Here is a 17,095-nt window from a genome sequence, read left to right on the forward strand (position 1 = left end):
GCACCCGCGGCGCCGTCGCGGGGTTCGAGGGGCACGGCGCGCTGGTGCCGTCCGACACCGCTCAGGTCGTCGCCGCCGTCGGTGCCACGGGACTGGGCATCGGCTCGGCCATCGCCTCCGTGCTCAAGGCGATCGCCCTGCTCACCCGCGCACGGCCAGAGCCCGCCCGCACCCGCCCCGCGGCACCCCGTGCCCACGGCGCCGACGAACCGTCCGCACCGGATCCCGGCGCCGTGGCGGACACCGGCGGGATCGTCTAGGACCGGTCCGGGAGGTCCTCCGGGAAGAGCAGCGTCAGGTCGTCCGTCGACGGCTCAGCGACCTGGGCGACCCGGCCCGCGTGCCGTTCGACCATGGCCTCGAAGGTCTGCCGGGCGGTGCGGCCGTTGCCGAACGCCGCGCCCTTGGGGATCTCGGTGAAGTACCGCAGCAGCGCCTCGCCGGTACCGTCCGCCAGCCGGTACTCGTGCTCCTCGGCCTGCTGCTCCACGATCCGCAGCAGTTCCTCGGGGTTGTAGTCGCTGAAGGTGATGGTCCGCGAGAAACGGGAGGCCACACCCGGGTTGACCGACAGGAAGCGCTCCATCTCGGCCGTGTATCCCGCGACGATCACCACGACCGCGTCCCGGTGGTCCTCCATCAGCTTCACCAGGGTGTCGATGGCCTCCTTGCCGAAGTCACGGCCGGAGTCCTCGGGGGACAGCGCGTAGGCCTCGTCGATGAACAGCACCCCGCCGCGGGCCCGGTCGAAGGCCTCCTGGGTGCGGATCGCGGTGGAGCCGATGTGCTCGCCGACCAGGTCGACGCGGGAGACCTCGACGAGATGGCCCTTCTCCAGGACGCCGAGGGAGGCGAGGATCTCGCCGTACAGCCGGGCCACGGTGGTCTTGCCGGTGCCGGGGGAGCCGGTGAAGACCAGGTGCCGTTTGACCGAGGCCGCCTTCAGGCCCGCCTGCTGGCGCCGCCGCCCCACCTCGATCATGTCGGTGAGGGCGCGCACCTCGCGCTTGACGCTGTCCAGTCCGACCAGCGCGTCGAGCTCCCCGAGCACGGCCTTCGACGTGCGCACCGGCTGCTCCGGCTCGGCGGCGGCCACCAGGGGCTCCTGCTCGGTGATGCGCTGCCCGGGAATCGAGCCCAGCAGACCGGGGGACTGGCTCACCATCTCCACGGCGGTCTCATGCGCCACGGGCGGTCGCAGCCCGCCGCCGCTCTCGTCGCTGGTGCAGTCCTCGACGACGGGCCCGCTGCCGGGCGCCGCGTCGGGGCCGGCTTCCGCGAACTCGTAGCCGCCGCGCGCGCACCGCTCCGTGCGGCACTTCCTGAGCGTCGTACGGCAGCCGTCGATCACATGGAAGCCGTAGCCGCCGCTGCCCGTCACCCGGCAGTTGAGGAAGCTGCCCCGGCCGCCCGCCGAGACGTAGAAGCCGGCCTCGGCGGGGGAGTCGACCGTGCAGCGCTCGATCGTGGGGTCCGCGCCCTTGGTGACGATCACGCCGGTCTGGGTGGAGTCCACGGTGCAGTTGTTGAGCGTGCCGCCGCTGCCGTGGTCGCGGAACCAGGCGCCGGTCGCCGCGTCCCGGATCCGGCAGTCGTCCAGCTGGGCCGTCGCCCCGTCGCTCACCGACACGGCCGTGTTGCGCACCTGGGAGAGGTCGCTGTCGACGACGTCCGCGCGCGAGCCGCGGTCCAGCACGAACAGCGCGTCCGGCACGTCGTGCACCCGGCAGGAGTCCAGCACCGCAGTGGCGCCGTCGCTGACCCACACCGCCGGATAGTCGCCCGTGCTGTCGAAGATCTCGCACTGGTTGGCGTCCACGCGCGTGCCCGGGTCCCATACCGACAGCCCGTTGCGCCCGAACTGACGCACCGTCGTACGGGTCAGGGTGAGTACCGACCGGGAGCGCAGGTCGACCGCGTTCTCCGGGATGTCGTGGATCCGGCAGTCCTCCAGCGTGAGCACCGCGTCGGTGTCGAGCGTGACACCGTCCGTCGTGGTGCGGTGCACATCGCAGTCCGTCAGATGCGCGGTGGCGCGGGCGGTGACCTGGACGCCGCTGCCGCGCACCTCGTACACCTCGCAACCCACCGCCTCCAGGGCCGAGTTCTCCCCGGTCGCCGACAGGCCCGAGCCCGAGGCGTGATGGATGCGGCAGCGCTCCAGACGCGGGTGCGCCCCGCCGCGGACCGCGACACCGGACTGGCCGGCGGCCACCACCTCGCACTCCTCGAACACCCCGCTCCCGCCGTCGAGTACGGCGATGCCGACGCCGGCGGGGTTGTCGACGGTGCAGCGGCGCACGGTCGGACGCGCGCCGCCGCGCACCTCGATGCCGGCCGCGGAGCGGGTGACGATCCGCACGTCCAGCAGCTCCGGGGTGCCCTCCTCGACCAACAGGGCGGGCGCGGCGGCGTCCTGGCCCTCCACGTGCAGGTCCTGGACCACCGCGGAGGCGCGCACGGTCAGCGGCACCCCGTCCATGGGCGCGATCCGCACCGAACCGGGGGAGCCCTCGGGGCCGCGCAGGGTCACCGCCCGCTGCACCACGAGGTTCTCCCGGTAGGTGCCGGGAGCGACGGTGAGGACGTCACCGTCGGCCGCGGCCTCCAGGGCGGCGGCGAGCGACGCGTACTCACCCGTGCGGCGCCGCCACCGCGATGTGCCGGTGTGCGTCACCTGGACCGTGCCCTGTGCCATGGCGTTGCCGTGCCCCCACCTCGTCGTACGCGGGTTTGTGCTGCCGAAGAAGCTCGGCCGGTCCACCGTAGCGTGCGCGCGGGTGGTGGGTTGACCAGAGCCGTCAGGCCGTCAGCTGCCGGTGCCGGTCCGGCCCCAGTCGGGACCCGCCTTGTCCCAGGCCTGGTCCCAACGGGCGTAACGGCGGCGGACCATGCGCCAGACGATCATCCGGCGCCCGCCCTCGACGGCTCCTGCGGTCAGCAGGGCGGCGCCGAGCCCGGCCAGTACCGCGTGGGTCGTGGCCGTCGCGGAGTCCAGCGGGCGGGCCACTATGCGGCCGTGCGCGTCGGTCCATATCCGGAAGTGGTCGCCGTGGTGCGGCGATGTGAGGGCCGCGAGGGCGGCGCCCCGCCGGGCCGTGCCGTCCGGGGCGGTCCAGTCGGCGAGGACCCGGCTGCGCAGGTCCCTGCCGGAGGTGGTCTCGGGATCGGTGTCCAGCGGGGAGCGGTCCAGCTTGCGCACCACGGTGGCCGTCACCGGGTGCCGGGCCGCCTGCTGGTCCTTCGCGGCTCGCTGCAGGGCGTCCTGGGCGACACCGCCGACGAGCGAGCCGATCACGGGCGCGGCGACCAGGATCAGCAGCAGGGCGACCAGAGCCACCCACGCCTCGACCAGATCGCTCGTGCGGCGCAGCGGATTGTGCCGCCAACGCCAGAGTCCCCGGATTGCTCGCACCGTCCCGCACCCCCTTCCCGCTCCGTGATAACTCCCGGCGGAGGCGTTCACCTTGAGTCCCGGTCAAAGAGAGAGGGAAATCACCTGCGACCGGGGCCTCTCAGGAACTTCTCACGAAGAACCCAACGCCCGGCCCCCCGGCAGGGGTTCCCGCGCCACCCCCGTTGTCCGGATCTTTCTCCGTGAGCGGACGCGCCGGGCCTTCACTCCAGGACCGTGACCGGATCGCCGACCCGGATCGTGCCGCGGGAGAGGGGCACGAGGGTCTGCCCGAAGGCCAGCTTGCCGTCGATGTGGCGGTGACGCCCGAGCGAGCGCAAAGGCTCCCTGCCGCGTACGGCGGTGTCCTGGTCGGTGGTGGTCACCACGCAGCGCCCGCACAGCTTGGCGACACGGAAGGCGACGTCGCCGACGGCGATGCGCCGCCAGCCGTCCTCGGCCCAGGCGGGGCTGCCCGTCACGACCACGTTCGGCCGGAAACGGTTCATGGGCAACGGTCCCTCGCCCCGGTGGGTGCCTTGCGAGATCAGGGAGTTGAGGGCGTCGAGCGAGGCGTCCGAGGTGAGCAGCAGCGGAAAACCGTCGGCGAAGGTGACGGTCTCACCCGGCAGCGCGTACTCAGGATCCACGGGCCGGCGCGTGGCCGGATCGTCCATGTGCACCAGACGCGTACCGGCGCCGAGGTACGCGCTGCACCATGCGTGCGCGGCCGGGTCCTCGGCCGGTACGCCCTCGACCTTCTCGCCGAAGATCTCCACCGGGATCGTGCCGGCCGGGCGGGGGACCGGCACGGTCAGCGGATTCGCCCCGGGTGCGGAGACACGGATACCGCCGCCGGGCAGGAGCGCGGCGACGGCCAGTGCGAGGCGCGGCTGCTGACGCTGTGTGACGACCTTTCCCCCGTCGTCGACCAGGGTCCAGCGCCGGTCCCCGGCCAGCCCCCAGGGCTCCACGACGGCCTCCCGGACCGCGACGGCACGGAACGCCTTGACCGGGTGGACGTGGATCGACTGCAGCAGCGTGTTCCCCATGCGTCCATCGTGCCAGGCCGCGCGGGCGGCCCGGCAGGACGGCTCAGTAGCCCCGGTACTGCTGCTGGTTGTTGTACGGGTCCTGGTACGGGGCCGCGGCGGGCCGCGGAGCGGCAGGACGCATCGCCTCGTAACCGGCGCCGCCCGTCATCGGACGCATCGGCTGCGGCTGCTGCTGGGGGCCGGGATAGCCCCTCGGCGCCGTGGCCTGCTGCGGGATGTACGCGGCGGGCGCCTGCTGCAGCGGAGACGGCTGCTGCGCCTGCGGGTAGCCGTAGGAGGGCTGGGAGGGGCCCGCCGGAAGGGCGGGCAGGGCCGACGGCAGCGCGGGCAGGCTGCTGCCGGGCATGTCGTAGGCGGCGGGGACCCGGATCGGGGCGATCTGCGGGGTTCCCCGCTCGGCGACGAGCTTGTCGTAGATCGGGGTGTCCGGGAAGGCGGAGTAGTAGCCACCGCCGTAAGTGGAGCGGGGGGAGGTCATGGCACATAAGTTAAGCCCACGATGTGCTGGTTGGGGAGACCGATAAGAAGGTTGTTTTTCGTGTCCGCAGTGACTCGGGAGCACCAATGCGAGCGAACGCGGCAAAATGGGACGGCGAACCGGGTTCTGATCCGGTAAAGCCCATGTTCCGGGCGGGTTACCGGCGGGTCGGTCCGATGTCGCGCGGTGCTCCTCATGGGACTTCGCCGTCCTGGGGAATAGGTTGTGCGAAAGGCGGGCCGAACGGCCGCCGAACCCGTAATGGCGCGGTGACACGTGATGGGGGCGGACATGTCAATGTCGAAAGGCTCGAACACACCGGTGCCGCAGACGGCGCTGCGGGTGGAACTGGGCTGGCGCTCCGGCCCGGGTGTGCCCGACGCGGACTCCTCGGCGCTGCTGCTCGTGGGCGGCAAGGTCCGCTCCGACGGCGACTTCGTGTTCTACAACCAGCCCGTGCACTCCTCCGGCGCGGTGCGGCACGAGGGCAAGCGGGTCGCCGGCGGCCGCATCTCCGACACCCTTCTCGTCGACCTCGCGCGCGTGGAGCCCGCGATCGAGACCATCGTGCTCGCCGCCTCCACGGACGGGGGCAGCTTCGGGCAGGTTCCCGGCCTGTACATCGAGGTCCGCGACGCGGCGCGGGACACGGTGGCCGCCCGCTTCGACAGCGACGGCGCCACCGTCGAAACCGCTTTCGTGCTCGGGGAGTTCTATCGCCGCAACGGCGCCTGGAAATTCCGCGCGGTCGGCCAGGGCTACAGCAGCGGGCTCGAAGGACTCGCGACGGACTTCGGCATCACGGTGGACGAACCCCAGCACGCGGCCCCCGCGCCGGCACCCCCGGTGACCGTGCAGCCGCCCGTCGCCCCGCCCGTGACGATGCCACCCCCGTCCGGCCCGCCCGTTCCTCTGGCGCCCCCGGTCGGGCCCCCGGCCGCCGTACAGCCTCCGGCCCCGTCCACCGCGCCGGTCCGTCTGTCCAAGGTCACGCTCACCAAGGCGGCACCGGCGGTCTCCCTCGCCAAGCAGGGAGGCACCTCAGGCGCGATGCGGGTAAACCTCAACTGGCAGGTGCGTAAGCAGTTCTCCGGCTGGGGCAGCAAGCGGGGCCGCGCGGTCGCCATGCACGCCGACCTCGACCTGGACCTGTGCGCCCTCTACGAACTCACCGACGGCAGCAAGGGAGTCGTCCAGGCACTGGGCAACGCCTTCGGCTCGCTGCACCGTCCGCCGTACATCCACCTCGACGGCGACGACCGCACCGGTGCCCTCGAGAGCGGTGAGAACCTCACCGTCAACCTCGACCACAAGCAGGACTTCCGGCGGATCCTCGTCTTCGTGACCATCTACGAGGGCGCGCGCTCCTTCGCCGACCTGCACGCCACGGTCACCCTCCAGCCGCAGTACGGCGCAGCGATCGACTTCTCGCTGGACGAGTGCACGGTCCCCTCCACCGTCTGCGCCCTCGCCCTGATCACCAATACCGGAAGCGACCTGGTCGTCCAGCGTGAGGCCCGCTACCTGGTGCCCGAGCGTGGTGTCAGCCCGCAGCGGACCATCGACCACGCGTACGGCTGGGGCATGAACTGGACGCCGGGCCGCAAGTAAAGGTTCAGCCCTTGTCGGGCAGCGTGTCCGGGCGGGTGTAGGTGCGGCCCTTCCAGGCCGCGCCACGGCCCCGGTAGTGCTGCACCGCCGAGTCGACCGTCATCAGGAGGTAGAGGAACGCGGTGAACGGCAGGAGGGGGGCGAGCCAGGACGGCTGGTCGTAGTAGCGGAGCATCGGAAGGTACGTGCCCGTCATCACCAGCCATGCCAGGCCCCCCACGACGGCCGCCGTGGCGTCCCCCGTCGCCAGGCCCGCGATCAGGGACAGCGGCGGCACCAGATACACCAGGAGCAGTCCGAGGACCGTGCCGAGCAGCAGCAGAGGGTTGTGCCGCAGTTGTGCGTACGCGCTGCGGGAGACCATCCGCCACAGGTCGTGCAGGCGGGGGTAGGGGCGCACGCTGTCGACCTTCTCTGCCAGCCCCAGCCAGATGTGCCCGCCGCCGCCCTTCACGGCGCGCGCGAGCGCCACGTCGTCGATGACGGCGTGCCGGATGACGTCCGGGACGCGTGCCCGCTCGGCGGTCTCGGCGCGCAGCAGGACGCAGCCGCCCGCCGCGGCCGCAGTCCGCGCCCCCTTCCTGCCGATCCGGCGGAACGGGTAGAGCTGCGCGAAGAAGTAGACGAACGCCGGCACCACGAGCCGCTCCCACGGGCTCTCCACTCGCAGCCGGGCCATCTGAGAGACCATGTGGAAGCCGCCGGTGCGGGCCGCCGCGACCAACTCCCGCAGACTGTCCGGCGCGTGGGCGATGTCCGCGTCGGTCAGCAGCAGATACTCCGGCCCACGCGCGCGTGCCAGCACGATCCCGTGCCGTACCGCCCAGAGCTTGCCCGTCCAGCCGGCCGGTGGTTCACCGGGGGAGTCGACGGTGAGGGGCAACCCGCCGTGCTCGCGCGCCAGTTCGCGGGCCAGCTCCCCGGTGCCGTCGGAGCTGCCGTCGTCGACCAGGAAGACCTCGGCCCGCCCCGGATAGTCCTGCGCGAGCAGCGAGGGCAGGCTCGAGGGCAGTACGGCGGCCTCGTCGCGCGCGGGGACGACGACGCACACCGGCGGCCAGTCGCCGGGGTCGTCCCGGCGCGGCAGTCTGACGTCCGTGCGCCAGAACCAGCCCTGGCAGAGCAGCAGCCACAGCCAGGCGGCGAGGGAGACGGCGGCGGTCCACGCGATGGCGCTCACCCGCGCAGTCTGCCCCACACCACCGGCCGCCAGGGGCCCATCGTCTATCGTGGCCGGGTGAAGATCGCGCTCATGGACTCCGGAATCGGTCTGCTGGCGGCCACCGCCGCGGTACGGCGTCTGCGCCCCGACGCCGATCTCGTGCTCTCGCTCGACCCCGACGGCATGCCCTGGGGACCCCGCACGCCCGAGGACCTGACCGAGCGTGCCCTGGCGGTCGCCGAGGCCGCCGCGGCGCACCGGCCCGAGGCGCTGATCGTCGGCTGCAACACCGCCACCGTCCACGCGCTGCCGTCCCTGCGCGCCCGGCTGGAGCCGGAGCTGCCCGTCATCGGCACCGTCCCGGCGATCAAGCCCGCCGCGGCCGGCGGCGGGCCGCTCGCGATCTGGGCGACCCCGGCCACCACCGGCAGCCCCTACCAGCGCAACCTGATCGCCGAGTTCGCCGACGGGGTGACCGTCACCGAGGTGCCCTGCCACGGGCTCGCCGAGGCCGTGGAGCACGCCGACGAGGCGGCCATCGATGCCGCCGTCAGCGCGGCCGCCGCCCTGACCCCCGAGGACGTGACGACCGTCGTCCTCGGCTGCACCCACTACGAACTCGTCGGCGAACGCATCCGGACCGCCGTCCAGCGGCCCGGAAACCCGCCCCTCGTCCTGCATGGCTCGGCGGGCGCCGTGGCCGCCCAGGCGCTGCGCCGCCTCGGCGCCCAGCCCCTGCCCGACGCCCCGGCCACCGGCACCCTCACGGTGCTGCTCAGCGGACGCGAGGGCGGCCTGCCGGCCGCCGCCCTCTCCTATGAAGAGGGTCGCATCCTGCAGGCGGTCAGCCCCGCGCGGTGACCGCCTGTCACCGCGCGAACGCCCTCGGTGGACGTGTCCCGGTCGGCGGAGTCACTCTCCGCGACGCGCTACCAGCGCAGCGAAACCTGAGTAACCTCAAGGGTATGAGGGACCACCCCCACGGCGAGAGCGCCCACCCCGACGTCTGGACCGGACGTGCCACCAACCGGGTCCAGTGGCTGCTGGCGCTCGGCGGCGCGGCCTGCATGGCGCTCGGCGTCGAGCTCGCCGTCGACTCCGCCTGGAACTCCGGCATCGCCCCGCTGGTGATGTCCGTGGTGGGCTGCATCGCCGCCGGGCTGCTGGTCATGTTCGGCACCCTCGCCTTCGTCCACGTGGACCTCAAGCTCGACAAGGATTCCCTGGAGGTGCGCTGCGGTCACATCGGCCTGCCGCGCCGCCGGATCCCCCTCGACCACGTGGCCGGCGCCGAGTTCGCCCCGCACGTCACCCCGCGCCAGTGGGGCGGCTGGGGCTACCGCTGGCGGCCGGAGAAGGGCACCGCGGTCGTCGTACGGCGCGGTGAGGGTGTGGTGCTGCGCCTGTGGGACGGCCACACGTTCACCATCACCGTCGACAACGCCGAGACGGCGGTACGGGTCATCCGCGACCGTCTGCGCCCGAGCACACCCGGCACGACCCTCTGAACTGGGGCCGGCCGCTCGGATCTGGCCGGCCGCGAGGTGCCGTTCCCCGCGAGAGACGAGCGGCGGCGGCTGCGCAGGTCCCGCGACGTCGGCCTGGTCAGGATGACAGTTCTCAGGGACCGCCCGGCGTCAGTCGGTCGTCCCGTGGTCGTACGTCCGTCTCCTGCCGCGGTGAGGCGTCGGCCAGCGGGCGGGCGGTGGCCAGGCCCGCCAGCAGGCCCGCGCCCACCGACACGGCGGTGAAGCTCAGTGCGTTGCCGATGGCGGCGATCGCCGCGAGCGCCGTCAGGGCCGCGCCCGCGGTGAGCACGACGGGCGTCGGGCGCGGAGAGCGCCACAGCGTGTACAGCACCCAGCCGAACGCCGCCGCCAGCAGCACCACCCCGACCACTCCCTGTTCCGCCGCCTGCTGCAGCGGCGCCGAGTGCGGCTTGCCGTCCGGGACCAGCGTGCGGGTGGCGGTCGAGCTCAGCTCCCCGAAGCGGCCCGGACCCACGCCCACGGCGGCGTTGCGGCGCGCCAGACGCAGGGCGTCCCGCCACAGCTGCACGCGGTGCTCGGTGAGTCCGCCGGCCAGGGACGCGGTGAGCCCGGAGGGCAGCCGGTCCGCGGCGACCGCCCAGGTGACCCCACCCGTCACGACCGCCGCCCCGGCGAGGCCCACCAGCCCCGGGCCGCGGCTGGTCATCCGGCCCGCCGCGAGCGAGCACAGCAGCACGGCGACACAGGCGACGAATCCACTGGTCGAGCCGACCGCCGCCGCGGCCACCGTGATCCCGGCCGCCAGCGCGCCGAGCGCGTACCGCAGCACCGGCGCCTCGGCGGCCCAGGCGGCACAGCACGCACCACCGGCACAGAGGGTCAGCAGGGCGGCGGTGGCTCCCGCGTGCCCCAGCGGCCCGTCGATCTGCGGCCCCGGCGCGAGTCGCGGCACGGCGACGGCCAGCCCCAACCCCGCCAGCGCCCCCGCGCACGGCGCGGCGACCGGCAACAACGCCCCGCAGATGCGGCCCGCGGAATAGCCGGCGGCCACGGCCAGCACCGCGAGCAGCACACCCTCGGGGCGCCCCTCGTGCACCGTCGCCGTGATCACCGACCAGACGGCACAGGCGCCGAGCACCACGACGCCCGTAGCGTCCGAAACGTTTCGTCTGTCGCCGTCCTCCCCAGGACCGACCGCAGACGTCCTCCCCGCTGAACCCACCCCGCCCCCCGGAACCCGGCCGAATCCCCCCGACCTCGCACGACCCAGGCCGTCGAGACCGTTTCCGGCCGGACGACTGTGGCTGGGATCACCGTAACGGCTGATGGATATTTTGTGGATGAGTTGGGACGGGTTGTGCAGGAACGATGCGGCGGCCGGCCCGCCCAGCGCCGTGGGCCGCCATCCGGACCGCGCTGTCCCGGCCAAGGTCACCCGCCGTACACTCCCGGAGTGACCGTCACCGCAACCTCCGTGGACGAGTCGGACCAGCTACGGCCGCAGCCCGCGCCCGCCTCGCGCACGGCGCCCCTCGTACGCCTCGTCCCGGCCCTCGTCGCCGCGCTCTGCGGAGTGCTCCTCTACGTCAGCTTCCCGCCGCGCACCCTGTGGTGGCTGGCCCTGCCCGCCTTCGCCGGCTTCGGCTGGGTCCTGCGCGGCCGCAGCTGGAAGGCGGGCCTCGGGCTCGGCTACCTCTTCGGCCTCGGCTTCCTGCTGCCGCTGCTGGTGTGGACCGGCGTGGAGGTCGGCCCGGTGCCGTGGATCGCCCTCGCCGCGATCGAGGCGATCTTCGTCGCGCTGGTCGGCGCGGGCGTCACGCTCGTGTCGCGGCTGCCCGCGTGGCCGCTGTGGGCGGCCGCGGTGTGGATCGCGGGAGAGGCGGCACGCGCGCGTGTGCCCTTCCACGGCTTCCCCTGGGGCAAGATCGCCTTCGGCCAGGCCGACGGCGTCTTCCTGCCGCTGGCCGCGGTGGGCGGCACTCCCGTGCTGGGCTTCGGGGTCGTCCTGTGCGGCTTCGGGCTGTACGAGGTCGTGCGTCTGGTCGTCGAGGGGCGGCGGACGCGGGAGGTCCGGCGATCGGCGGCGGTGGCCCTGCTGAGCGTGGCCGTCCCGGTGGTGGGCGCGGTGGCCGCCCGGGGGCTGGTCAGCGACAAGGCCGACAACGGCTACGCCACCGTCGCGCTCATCCAGGGCAACGTCCCCCGCTCCGGTCTGGAGTTCAACGAGCAGCGCCGGGCCGTGCTCGACTACCACGCGCGGGAGACGCTGCGACTGGCCGCCGACGTCAAGGCCGGCAAGACCCCCAGGCCCGACTTCGTGCTGTGGCCGGAGAACTCCTCCGACGTCGACCCGTTCGCCAACGCCGACGCCTACGCCGTGATCGACAACGCGGCCAAGGCGATCGGCGTGCCCATCTCGGTGGGCGGTGTCGTCGAGCGCGGCGGCAAGCTGTGGAACGAGCAGATCCTGTGGGATCCGAAGAAGGGTCCGACCGACACCTACGACAAGCGGCAGATCCAGCCCTTCGGCGAGTACCTGCCGCTGCGCGGCCTCATCGGCGCCATCAACAGCAACTGGACCTCGATGGTCCGCCAGGACTTCAGCCGGGGCACCAAGCCGGGCGTGTTCACCATGGACCACGCCAAGGTCGGCCTGGTCACCTGCTATGAGGCCGCCTTCGACTGGGCCGTGCGCTCCGAGGTCACCGACGGCGCGCAGCTGATCTCCGTGCCCAGCAACAACGCCACCTTCGACCGCAGCGAGATGACCTACCAGCAGCTCGCCATGTCCCGCGTGCGCGCCGTCGAGCACAGCCGGACCGTCACCGTGCCGGTCACCAGCGGCGTCAGCGCGGTCATCATGCCGGACGGGAAGATCACCCAGAAGACCGGCATGTTCGTCCCGGCCTACCTGGTCCAGAAGGTGCCCCTGCGCTCCTCGGAGACGCCGGCCACCAAGCTGGGCATCCTGCCGGAGATCGCCCTGGTGCTGGTCGCCGCGGGCGGCCTCGGCTGGGCGATCGGCGCCGGGGTGCGCGGCCGGCGGGCCGGGGGAGCGTCCTCGGCCAGCTAGGGTCGGGATCATGGCTACCCCCGACTTCATCCGTGATCTGCGGTCCTCCATCGGCCATCGGCTGCTGTGGCTGCCCGGTGTCAGCGCCGTCGTCCTCGACGACGGGGGCAGAGTCCTGCTCAACCGCCGCTCCGACAACGGCAAGTGGTCGCTGATCGGCGGCATCCCGGAGCCGGGGGAGCAGCCCGCGGCCTGTGCCGTGCGCGAGGTCCACGAGGAGACGGGGGTGCACTGCGTCGTCGAGCGGGTGCTCGTCGTCCAGGCGCTGAAGGCCGTCACGTACGACAACGGGGACGTCTGCCAGTACATGGACATCTCGGTGCGCTGCCGGGCCGTCGGCGGCGAGGCCCGGGTCAACGACGACGAGTCGTTGGAGGTCGGCTGGTTCGAGGTGGACGCCCTCCCGCAGCTGAACGAGTTCGCCCTGCACCGGATCAAGCAGGCCCTGTCGCAGACACCCACATGGTTCGACCCCACCACTTCAGACTGAAGTATGGGGCCTGACCATATGTGGTCAGGCAACCCCGCTGCTTAGGGTCGTGCCATGACCCCGCTCAACGCCGCATCCGCCCCCCACATCCCCTCCCTGGACCTCGGCGGCCGCACCGCCCTGGTCACCGGCGCCGCCGGTGGCATCGGCGGCGCCTGCGCGCTGCGGCTCGCCGCCGCCGGGGCCAAGGTGAGAGCGGTCGACCGGGACGCGGTGGGCCTGCAGGCGCTGGCCGAGCGGGCAGCGGGCCTGGCGGGCACGGTCGAACCGCACGTCCTGGACCTCACCGACCTCGACGCCGCCGAACTCGCCGCCGCGGGCACCGACGTCCTCGTCAACAACGCCGGACTGCAGCTGGTCCGCCCCATCGAAGAGTTCCCGCCCGACGTCTTCCACACCGTGCTCACCGTGATGCTGGAAGCGCCCTTCCGGCTCATCCGCGGCGCCCTGCCGCACATGTACGGGCAGGGATGGGGCCGTATCGTCAACGTCTCCTCGGTGCACGGGCTGCGCGCCTCCGCCTACAAGTCGGCCTATGTGGCCGCCAAACACGGGCTGGAGGGCCTGTCGAAGACCGCCGCTCTGGAAGGCGCGCCCCACGGCGTCACCTCGAACTGCGTGAACCCCGGCTATGTGCGCACCCCCCTGGTCGAACGGCAGCTCGCCGACCAGGCGCAGGCGCACGGCATCCCCGAGGAACGGGTGCTCACGGAGGTGCTGCTGCAGGACAGTGCGGTCAAGCGGCTCGTCGAACCGGAGGAGGTCGCCGAGGCCGTGGCGTATCTGTGCGGTCCGCGGGCGTCCTTCGTCACCGGCACCTCGCTCGTCCTCGACGGCGGCTGGACCGCTCACTGAGCAGGCCGTAGCCGTGCACCGACGAGTTGTCCACAGGGCTGACGGGGCGAGCACCGGATGGGGAATCCTGTGACCATGTCCCGCGATCACGTGCGGTCCGCCGAGCGCGCCGACGGCACGGCGCCGGCGGGCGCGCCCACCGAGACGCCGTTCCTGGAGCTGCTGGCCAGGGGCGCGCCCGTCGACGCCTATGAGCAGCCGGTGCTGCTGGCGCGCGCGGAGGGCCGCCCCGACAAGACCGTCGTCGCGCTGGAGCACGCCAAGCTGCTCGCGCTGCGGGTGCGGGCGGAGCTGGAGGGACGGCGCCGCCGCGAGGCGGAGCTGTCGGCGCTGTTCGAGACCGCCCACGACCTCGCGGGCCTGCGCGACCTGGACTCCGTCCTGCGGGCGATCGTGCAGCGCGCCCGCTCACTGCTCGGCACGGACGTCGCCTACCTCAGCCTGAACGACCCCACGCGCGGCGACACCTACATGCGGGTCACGGAGGGCTCGGTCGCCGCCCGATTCCAGCAGCTGCGGCTCGGGATGGGGGAGGGGCTGGGCGGGCTGGTCGCCCAGACGGCCCGCCCCTATGTCACCGACGACTACTTCAAGGACGACCGCTTCCAGCACACCCACGCCATCGACGCCGGCGTACGCGACGAGGGACTGGTCGCCATCCTCGGCGTCCCCCTGATGCTGGGCCACCACGTCATCGGCGTCCTCTTCGCCGCCGACCGGCGGGCCCGGGTCTTCGAGCGGGAGCAGATCGCCCTGCTCGGCTCCTTCGCCGCCCTCGCCGCGGCCGCCATCGACACCGCCAACCTCCTCACCGAGACCCGCTCGGCCCTCGCCGGACTGGAGCGGGCCAACGAGATCATCCGGGACCGCAGCGGGGTCATCGAGCGCGCCTCCGATGTCCACGACCGGCTGACCGAGCTCGTCCTGCGCGGCGGCGGGGTGCACGACGTGGCCGCGGCCGTCTCCCAGGTCCTCGACGGCACCGTCGAGTTCACCGAGGCCGCCGACACACCCCAACGGCCCCTGGAGACCTCCCGGGCCGAAGGCCACGCCGTACGCCACAAGGACGACTGGATCGCGGCCGTGGCAGCCGGCGGCGAACTCCTCGGCGCGCTCGTCCTGCGCGGCCACCCCGGGCTCGACCCCGTCGACCAACTCACCCTGGAACGCGCGGCGATGGTCACCTCGCTGCTGCTCCTGGCCAGACGCTCCGCCGCCGACGCCGAACAACGCGTCCGCGGCGAGTTGCTGGACGATCTCCTCGACGCCCGCGACCGCGACCCACGGCTGCTGCGCGAGCGCGCCGCACGCCTGCACGCCGACCTCGACGCCACCCACGTCGTCCTCGCCGCCCGCCTCGACGGCCCCGCCGCCGACGCCGAGCAGGAGGCCGACGCCCGCCGGCGCCTGTGGTCCGCCGCCTCCCACCTCGCCGCCACCCGGCACGGCCTGGCCGCCGCCCGCGACGGCGGCACCGTCCTGCTGCTGCCGCTCCGGACCGGTGACACCGCCACCGCCCTGGCCCGCCGGACCGCCCGCGACCTGGGCACCGCCGTCCATGAGGCGGTCACCGTCGGCGCCTCCGCGCCTGTCCGCGATCTCGCCGCCCATCCCGACGCGGTGGCCGCCGCCTACCAGGAGGGCCGACGCTGCCTGGAGGCCCTGCGACTGCTCGGTCGCGCCGGTGACGGGGCCGCCGCCCAGGACTTCGGGTTCCTCGGCCTCCTGCTCGCCGGGGACCGGGACGTCGCCGGCTTCGTCGACCGCACCATCGGCCGGGTCGTCGCCTACGACGAACGCCGCGGCACCGATCTCGTGCGCACCCTCGACGCCTACTTCACCTGCGGCATGAGCCCGGCCCGCACCAAGGACGAACTCCACGTCCACGTCAACACCGTCGCCCAGCGCCTGGAGCGCGTCGGCCGTCTCCTCGGCGACGACTGGCACAGCCCAGCCCGCGCCCTGGAGATCCAACTCGCCCTGCGCCTGCACCGGTTGTCGGCGGCGGAGCAGCGCTGAACCCCCGTACGCGGACGCGTACGGGGGCCGGTCGCGACAGGGTCACACGGTCCGGGCGTCCGCCGCGGGAGTCCTCTCCGACTCGTCGGTGGCCGAGGAGTCGACGTCGGCGAGATCCCGTCGGCGCGTCTCCTTCGCGAGCCCCACGGCGACGACGGTGAGGACGGCCGCGGCGATGACGTACAGGGCGATCGGGGTCGAGCTGTCGTAGTCGGACAGCAGCGCGGTGGCGATCAGCGGTGCCGGGGCGCCGGCGGCGACCGAGGCGAACTGGGCGCCGATCGAGGCACCGGAGTAGCGCATGCGGGTGGCGAACATCTCGGAGAAGAAGGCGGCCTGGGGTGCGTACATCGCGCCGTGCAGGACCAGGCCCACGGTGACGGCGATGATCAGGTTGCCGAAGCCGCCGGTGTCGATGAGGGAGAAGAAGGGGAACATCCACAGCCCGACGCCGACCGCGCCCAGCAGATACACCGGCCGCCGTCCGACCCGGTCCGACAGCGCGCCCCAGGCCGGGATGACCGCGAAATGCACGGCGGAGGCGATCAGTACGGCGTTCAGCGCGGTCTGCTTGGAGACGCCGGCCGCGGTGGTGGCGTACACGAGGATGAAGGCGGTGATGACGTAGTAGCTGATGTTCTCCGCCATGCGCGCGCCCATCGCCACCAGCACGTCGCGCCAGTGGTGGCGCAGCACGGAGACCAGTGGCAGCTTCTCGGTGGCGCCGTCGCCGACCGCCTTGCGGGCCTCGGCCTGCGCCAACGCCTGCTGGAATACAGGCGATTCATCGACAGACAGACGAATCCACAAACCGACGATCACCAGCACGCCGGAGAGCAGGAACGGGATCCGCCAGCCCCAGGAGCCGAAGGCGGCGTCGGAGAGCAGCGCCGTCAGCAGGGAGAGCACGCCGGTCGCGAGCAACTGCCCGGCGGGCGCCCCGGTCTGCGGCCACGAGGCCCAGAACCCGCGGCGCCGCGCGTCCCCGTGCTCCGACACCAGCAGCACCGCCCCGCCCCACTCACCGCCGAGCGCGAAGCCCTGCACCAGCCGCAGCGTGGTCAGCAGCACCGGCGCCGCGGCTCCGACCGTCGCGTGCGTGGGCAGCAGCCCGATCGCGAAGGTCGCCCCGCCCATCATCAGCAGGCTGAGCACCAGCAGCTTCTTGCGGCCGATCCGGTCACCGTAGTGCCCGAAGACCAGAGCACCGAGGGGACGGGCGGCGAACCCGACGGCGTACGTCAGGAACGACAGCAGCGTGCCGACCAGGGGGTCGGAGTCGGGGAAGAACAGCTTGTTGAAGACGAGCGCGGCGGCGGAACCGTACAGGAAGAAGTCGTACCACTCGATGGTGGTGCCGATGAGGCTGGCGGCGACGATGCGCTTGAGGTTGACGGGGGTCGGTGGAGCGGATGCTGCGGAGGCCATGTGCGCCACTTCCTCGTGTGCGGTGGGGACGGGTACGTGT

The 17,095-nt window shown here is 73.0% G+C and carries 14 protein-coding genes; 7 read left to right on the forward strand and 7 right to left on the reverse strand.

Translation table 11 applies throughout. The annotated features are described in order from the left end of the window. Positions 1-256 precede the first annotated feature (256 nt). From ABZ453_RS14355 to ABZ453_RS14370, 4 genes are all read right to left on the reverse strand, one after another. Complete coding sequence (locus ABZ453_RS14355; RefSeq protein ID WP_359014973.1) at positions 257-2,698, reverse strand: right-handed parallel beta-helix repeat-containing protein; 2,442 nt, start codon at positions 2,696-2,698, stop codon at positions 257-259. A gap of 111 nt (positions 2,699-2,809) precedes the next feature. Next, entirely contained in the window at positions 2,810-3,415 is a 606-nt protein-coding gene (locus tag ABZ453_RS14360; RefSeq protein ID WP_359014975.1) for a hypothetical protein, read from the reverse strand. Positions 3,416-3,618: 203 nt separating this feature from the next. Further along, positions 3,619-4,446, reverse strand: a complete 828-nt coding sequence (locus tag ABZ453_RS14365) for an MOSC N-terminal beta barrel domain-containing protein (RefSeq protein WP_359014977.1) — start codon at positions 4,444-4,446, stop codon at positions 3,619-3,621. Positions 4,447-4,489: 43 nt separating this feature from the next. Further along, positions 4,490-4,927 (reverse strand): DUF6643 family protein, encoded by a 438-nt coding sequence (locus ABZ453_RS14370; protein WP_356764708.1) that lies wholly within the window; start codon positions 4,925-4,927, stop codon positions 4,490-4,492. A 297-nt stretch (positions 4,928-5,224) separates the two neighbouring features. On the opposite strand from ABZ453_RS14370, the gene ABZ453_RS14375 reads away from it, so the two are divergent. Continuing rightward, positions 5,225-6,538 (forward strand): TerD family protein, encoded by a 1,314-nt coding sequence (locus ABZ453_RS14375; RefSeq protein ID WP_359015137.1) that lies wholly within the window; start codon positions 5,225-5,227, stop codon positions 6,536-6,538. A 4-nt stretch (positions 6,539-6,542) separates the two neighbouring features. Here ABZ453_RS14375 and ABZ453_RS14380 read toward each other — a convergent pair whose 3' ends face one another. Beyond that, positions 6,543-7,718, reverse strand: coding sequence for a glycosyltransferase (locus ABZ453_RS14380; protein ID WP_359014979.1), 1,176 nt, complete (start codon positions 7,716-7,718; stop codon positions 6,543-6,545). A gap of 57 nt (positions 7,719-7,775) precedes the next feature. Here ABZ453_RS14380 and ABZ453_RS14385 point away from each other — a divergent pair, with 57 nt between their 5' ends. Both ABZ453_RS14385 and ABZ453_RS14390 read left to right on the forward strand, forming a co-directional pair. Beyond that, on the forward strand, positions 7,776-8,561 hold the full coding sequence (locus tag ABZ453_RS14385) for an aspartate/glutamate racemase family protein (protein ID WP_359014981.1): 786 nt from the start codon (positions 7,776-7,778) through the stop codon (positions 8,559-8,561). Positions 8,562-8,665: 104 nt separating this feature from the next. After that, positions 8,666-9,208: a hypothetical protein gene (locus tag ABZ453_RS14390; protein WP_359014983.1), complete on the forward strand. Its 543-nt coding sequence runs from the start codon at positions 8,666-8,668 to the stop codon at positions 9,206-9,208. Between the two features lie 112 nt (positions 9,209-9,320). On the opposite strand, the gene ABZ453_RS14395 is transcribed toward ABZ453_RS14390, so the two are convergent. Then, positions 9,321-10,331, reverse strand: coding sequence for an O-antigen ligase family protein (locus ABZ453_RS14395; RefSeq protein ID WP_359014985.1), 1,011 nt, complete (start codon positions 10,329-10,331; stop codon positions 9,321-9,323). Positions 10,332-10,643: 312 nt separating this feature from the next. On the opposite strand from ABZ453_RS14395, the gene lnt reads away from it, so the two are divergent. The 4 genes from lnt to ABZ453_RS14415 all read left to right on the forward strand — a co-directional run bounded on the left by lnt (position 10,644) and on the right by ABZ453_RS14415 (position 15,627). Then, positions 10,644-12,263 (forward strand): apolipoprotein N-acyltransferase, encoded by a 1,620-nt coding sequence (gene lnt, locus ABZ453_RS14400; protein ID WP_359014986.1) that lies wholly within the window; start codon positions 10,644-10,646, stop codon positions 12,261-12,263. A 10-nt stretch (positions 12,264-12,273) separates the two neighbouring features. Beyond that, positions 12,274-12,753, forward strand: coding sequence for an NUDIX domain-containing protein (locus tag ABZ453_RS14405; protein ID WP_359014988.1), 480 nt, complete (start codon positions 12,274-12,276; stop codon positions 12,751-12,753). Positions 12,754-12,807: 54 nt separating this feature from the next. After that, on the forward strand, positions 12,808-13,608 hold the full coding sequence (locus ABZ453_RS14410) for a 3-hydroxybutyrate dehydrogenase (protein ID WP_359014990.1): 801 nt from the start codon (positions 12,808-12,810) through the stop codon (positions 13,606-13,608). Positions 13,609-13,683: 75 nt separating this feature from the next. Further along, on the forward strand, positions 13,684-15,627 hold the full coding sequence (locus ABZ453_RS14415) for a GAF domain-containing protein (RefSeq protein ID WP_359014992.1): 1,944 nt from the start codon (positions 13,684-13,686) through the stop codon (positions 15,625-15,627). A gap of 42 nt (positions 15,628-15,669) precedes the next feature. Here ABZ453_RS14415 and ABZ453_RS14420 read toward each other — a convergent pair whose 3' ends face one another. Continuing rightward, positions 15,670-17,055 carry an MFS transporter gene (locus ABZ453_RS14420; protein WP_359014994.1) on the reverse strand — a complete coding sequence of 462 codons (1,386 nt, stop codon included), beginning with the start codon at positions 17,053-17,055 and terminating at the stop codon, positions 15,670-15,672. Between the last annotated feature and the right edge of the window lie 40 nt (positions 17,056-17,095).

This window comes from Streptomyces sp. NPDC005799, from assembly GCF_040630525.1.
GTDB classification, from domain to species: domain Bacteria; phylum Actinomycetota; class Actinomycetes; order Streptomycetales; family Streptomycetaceae; genus Streptomyces; species Streptomyces griseorubiginosus_B.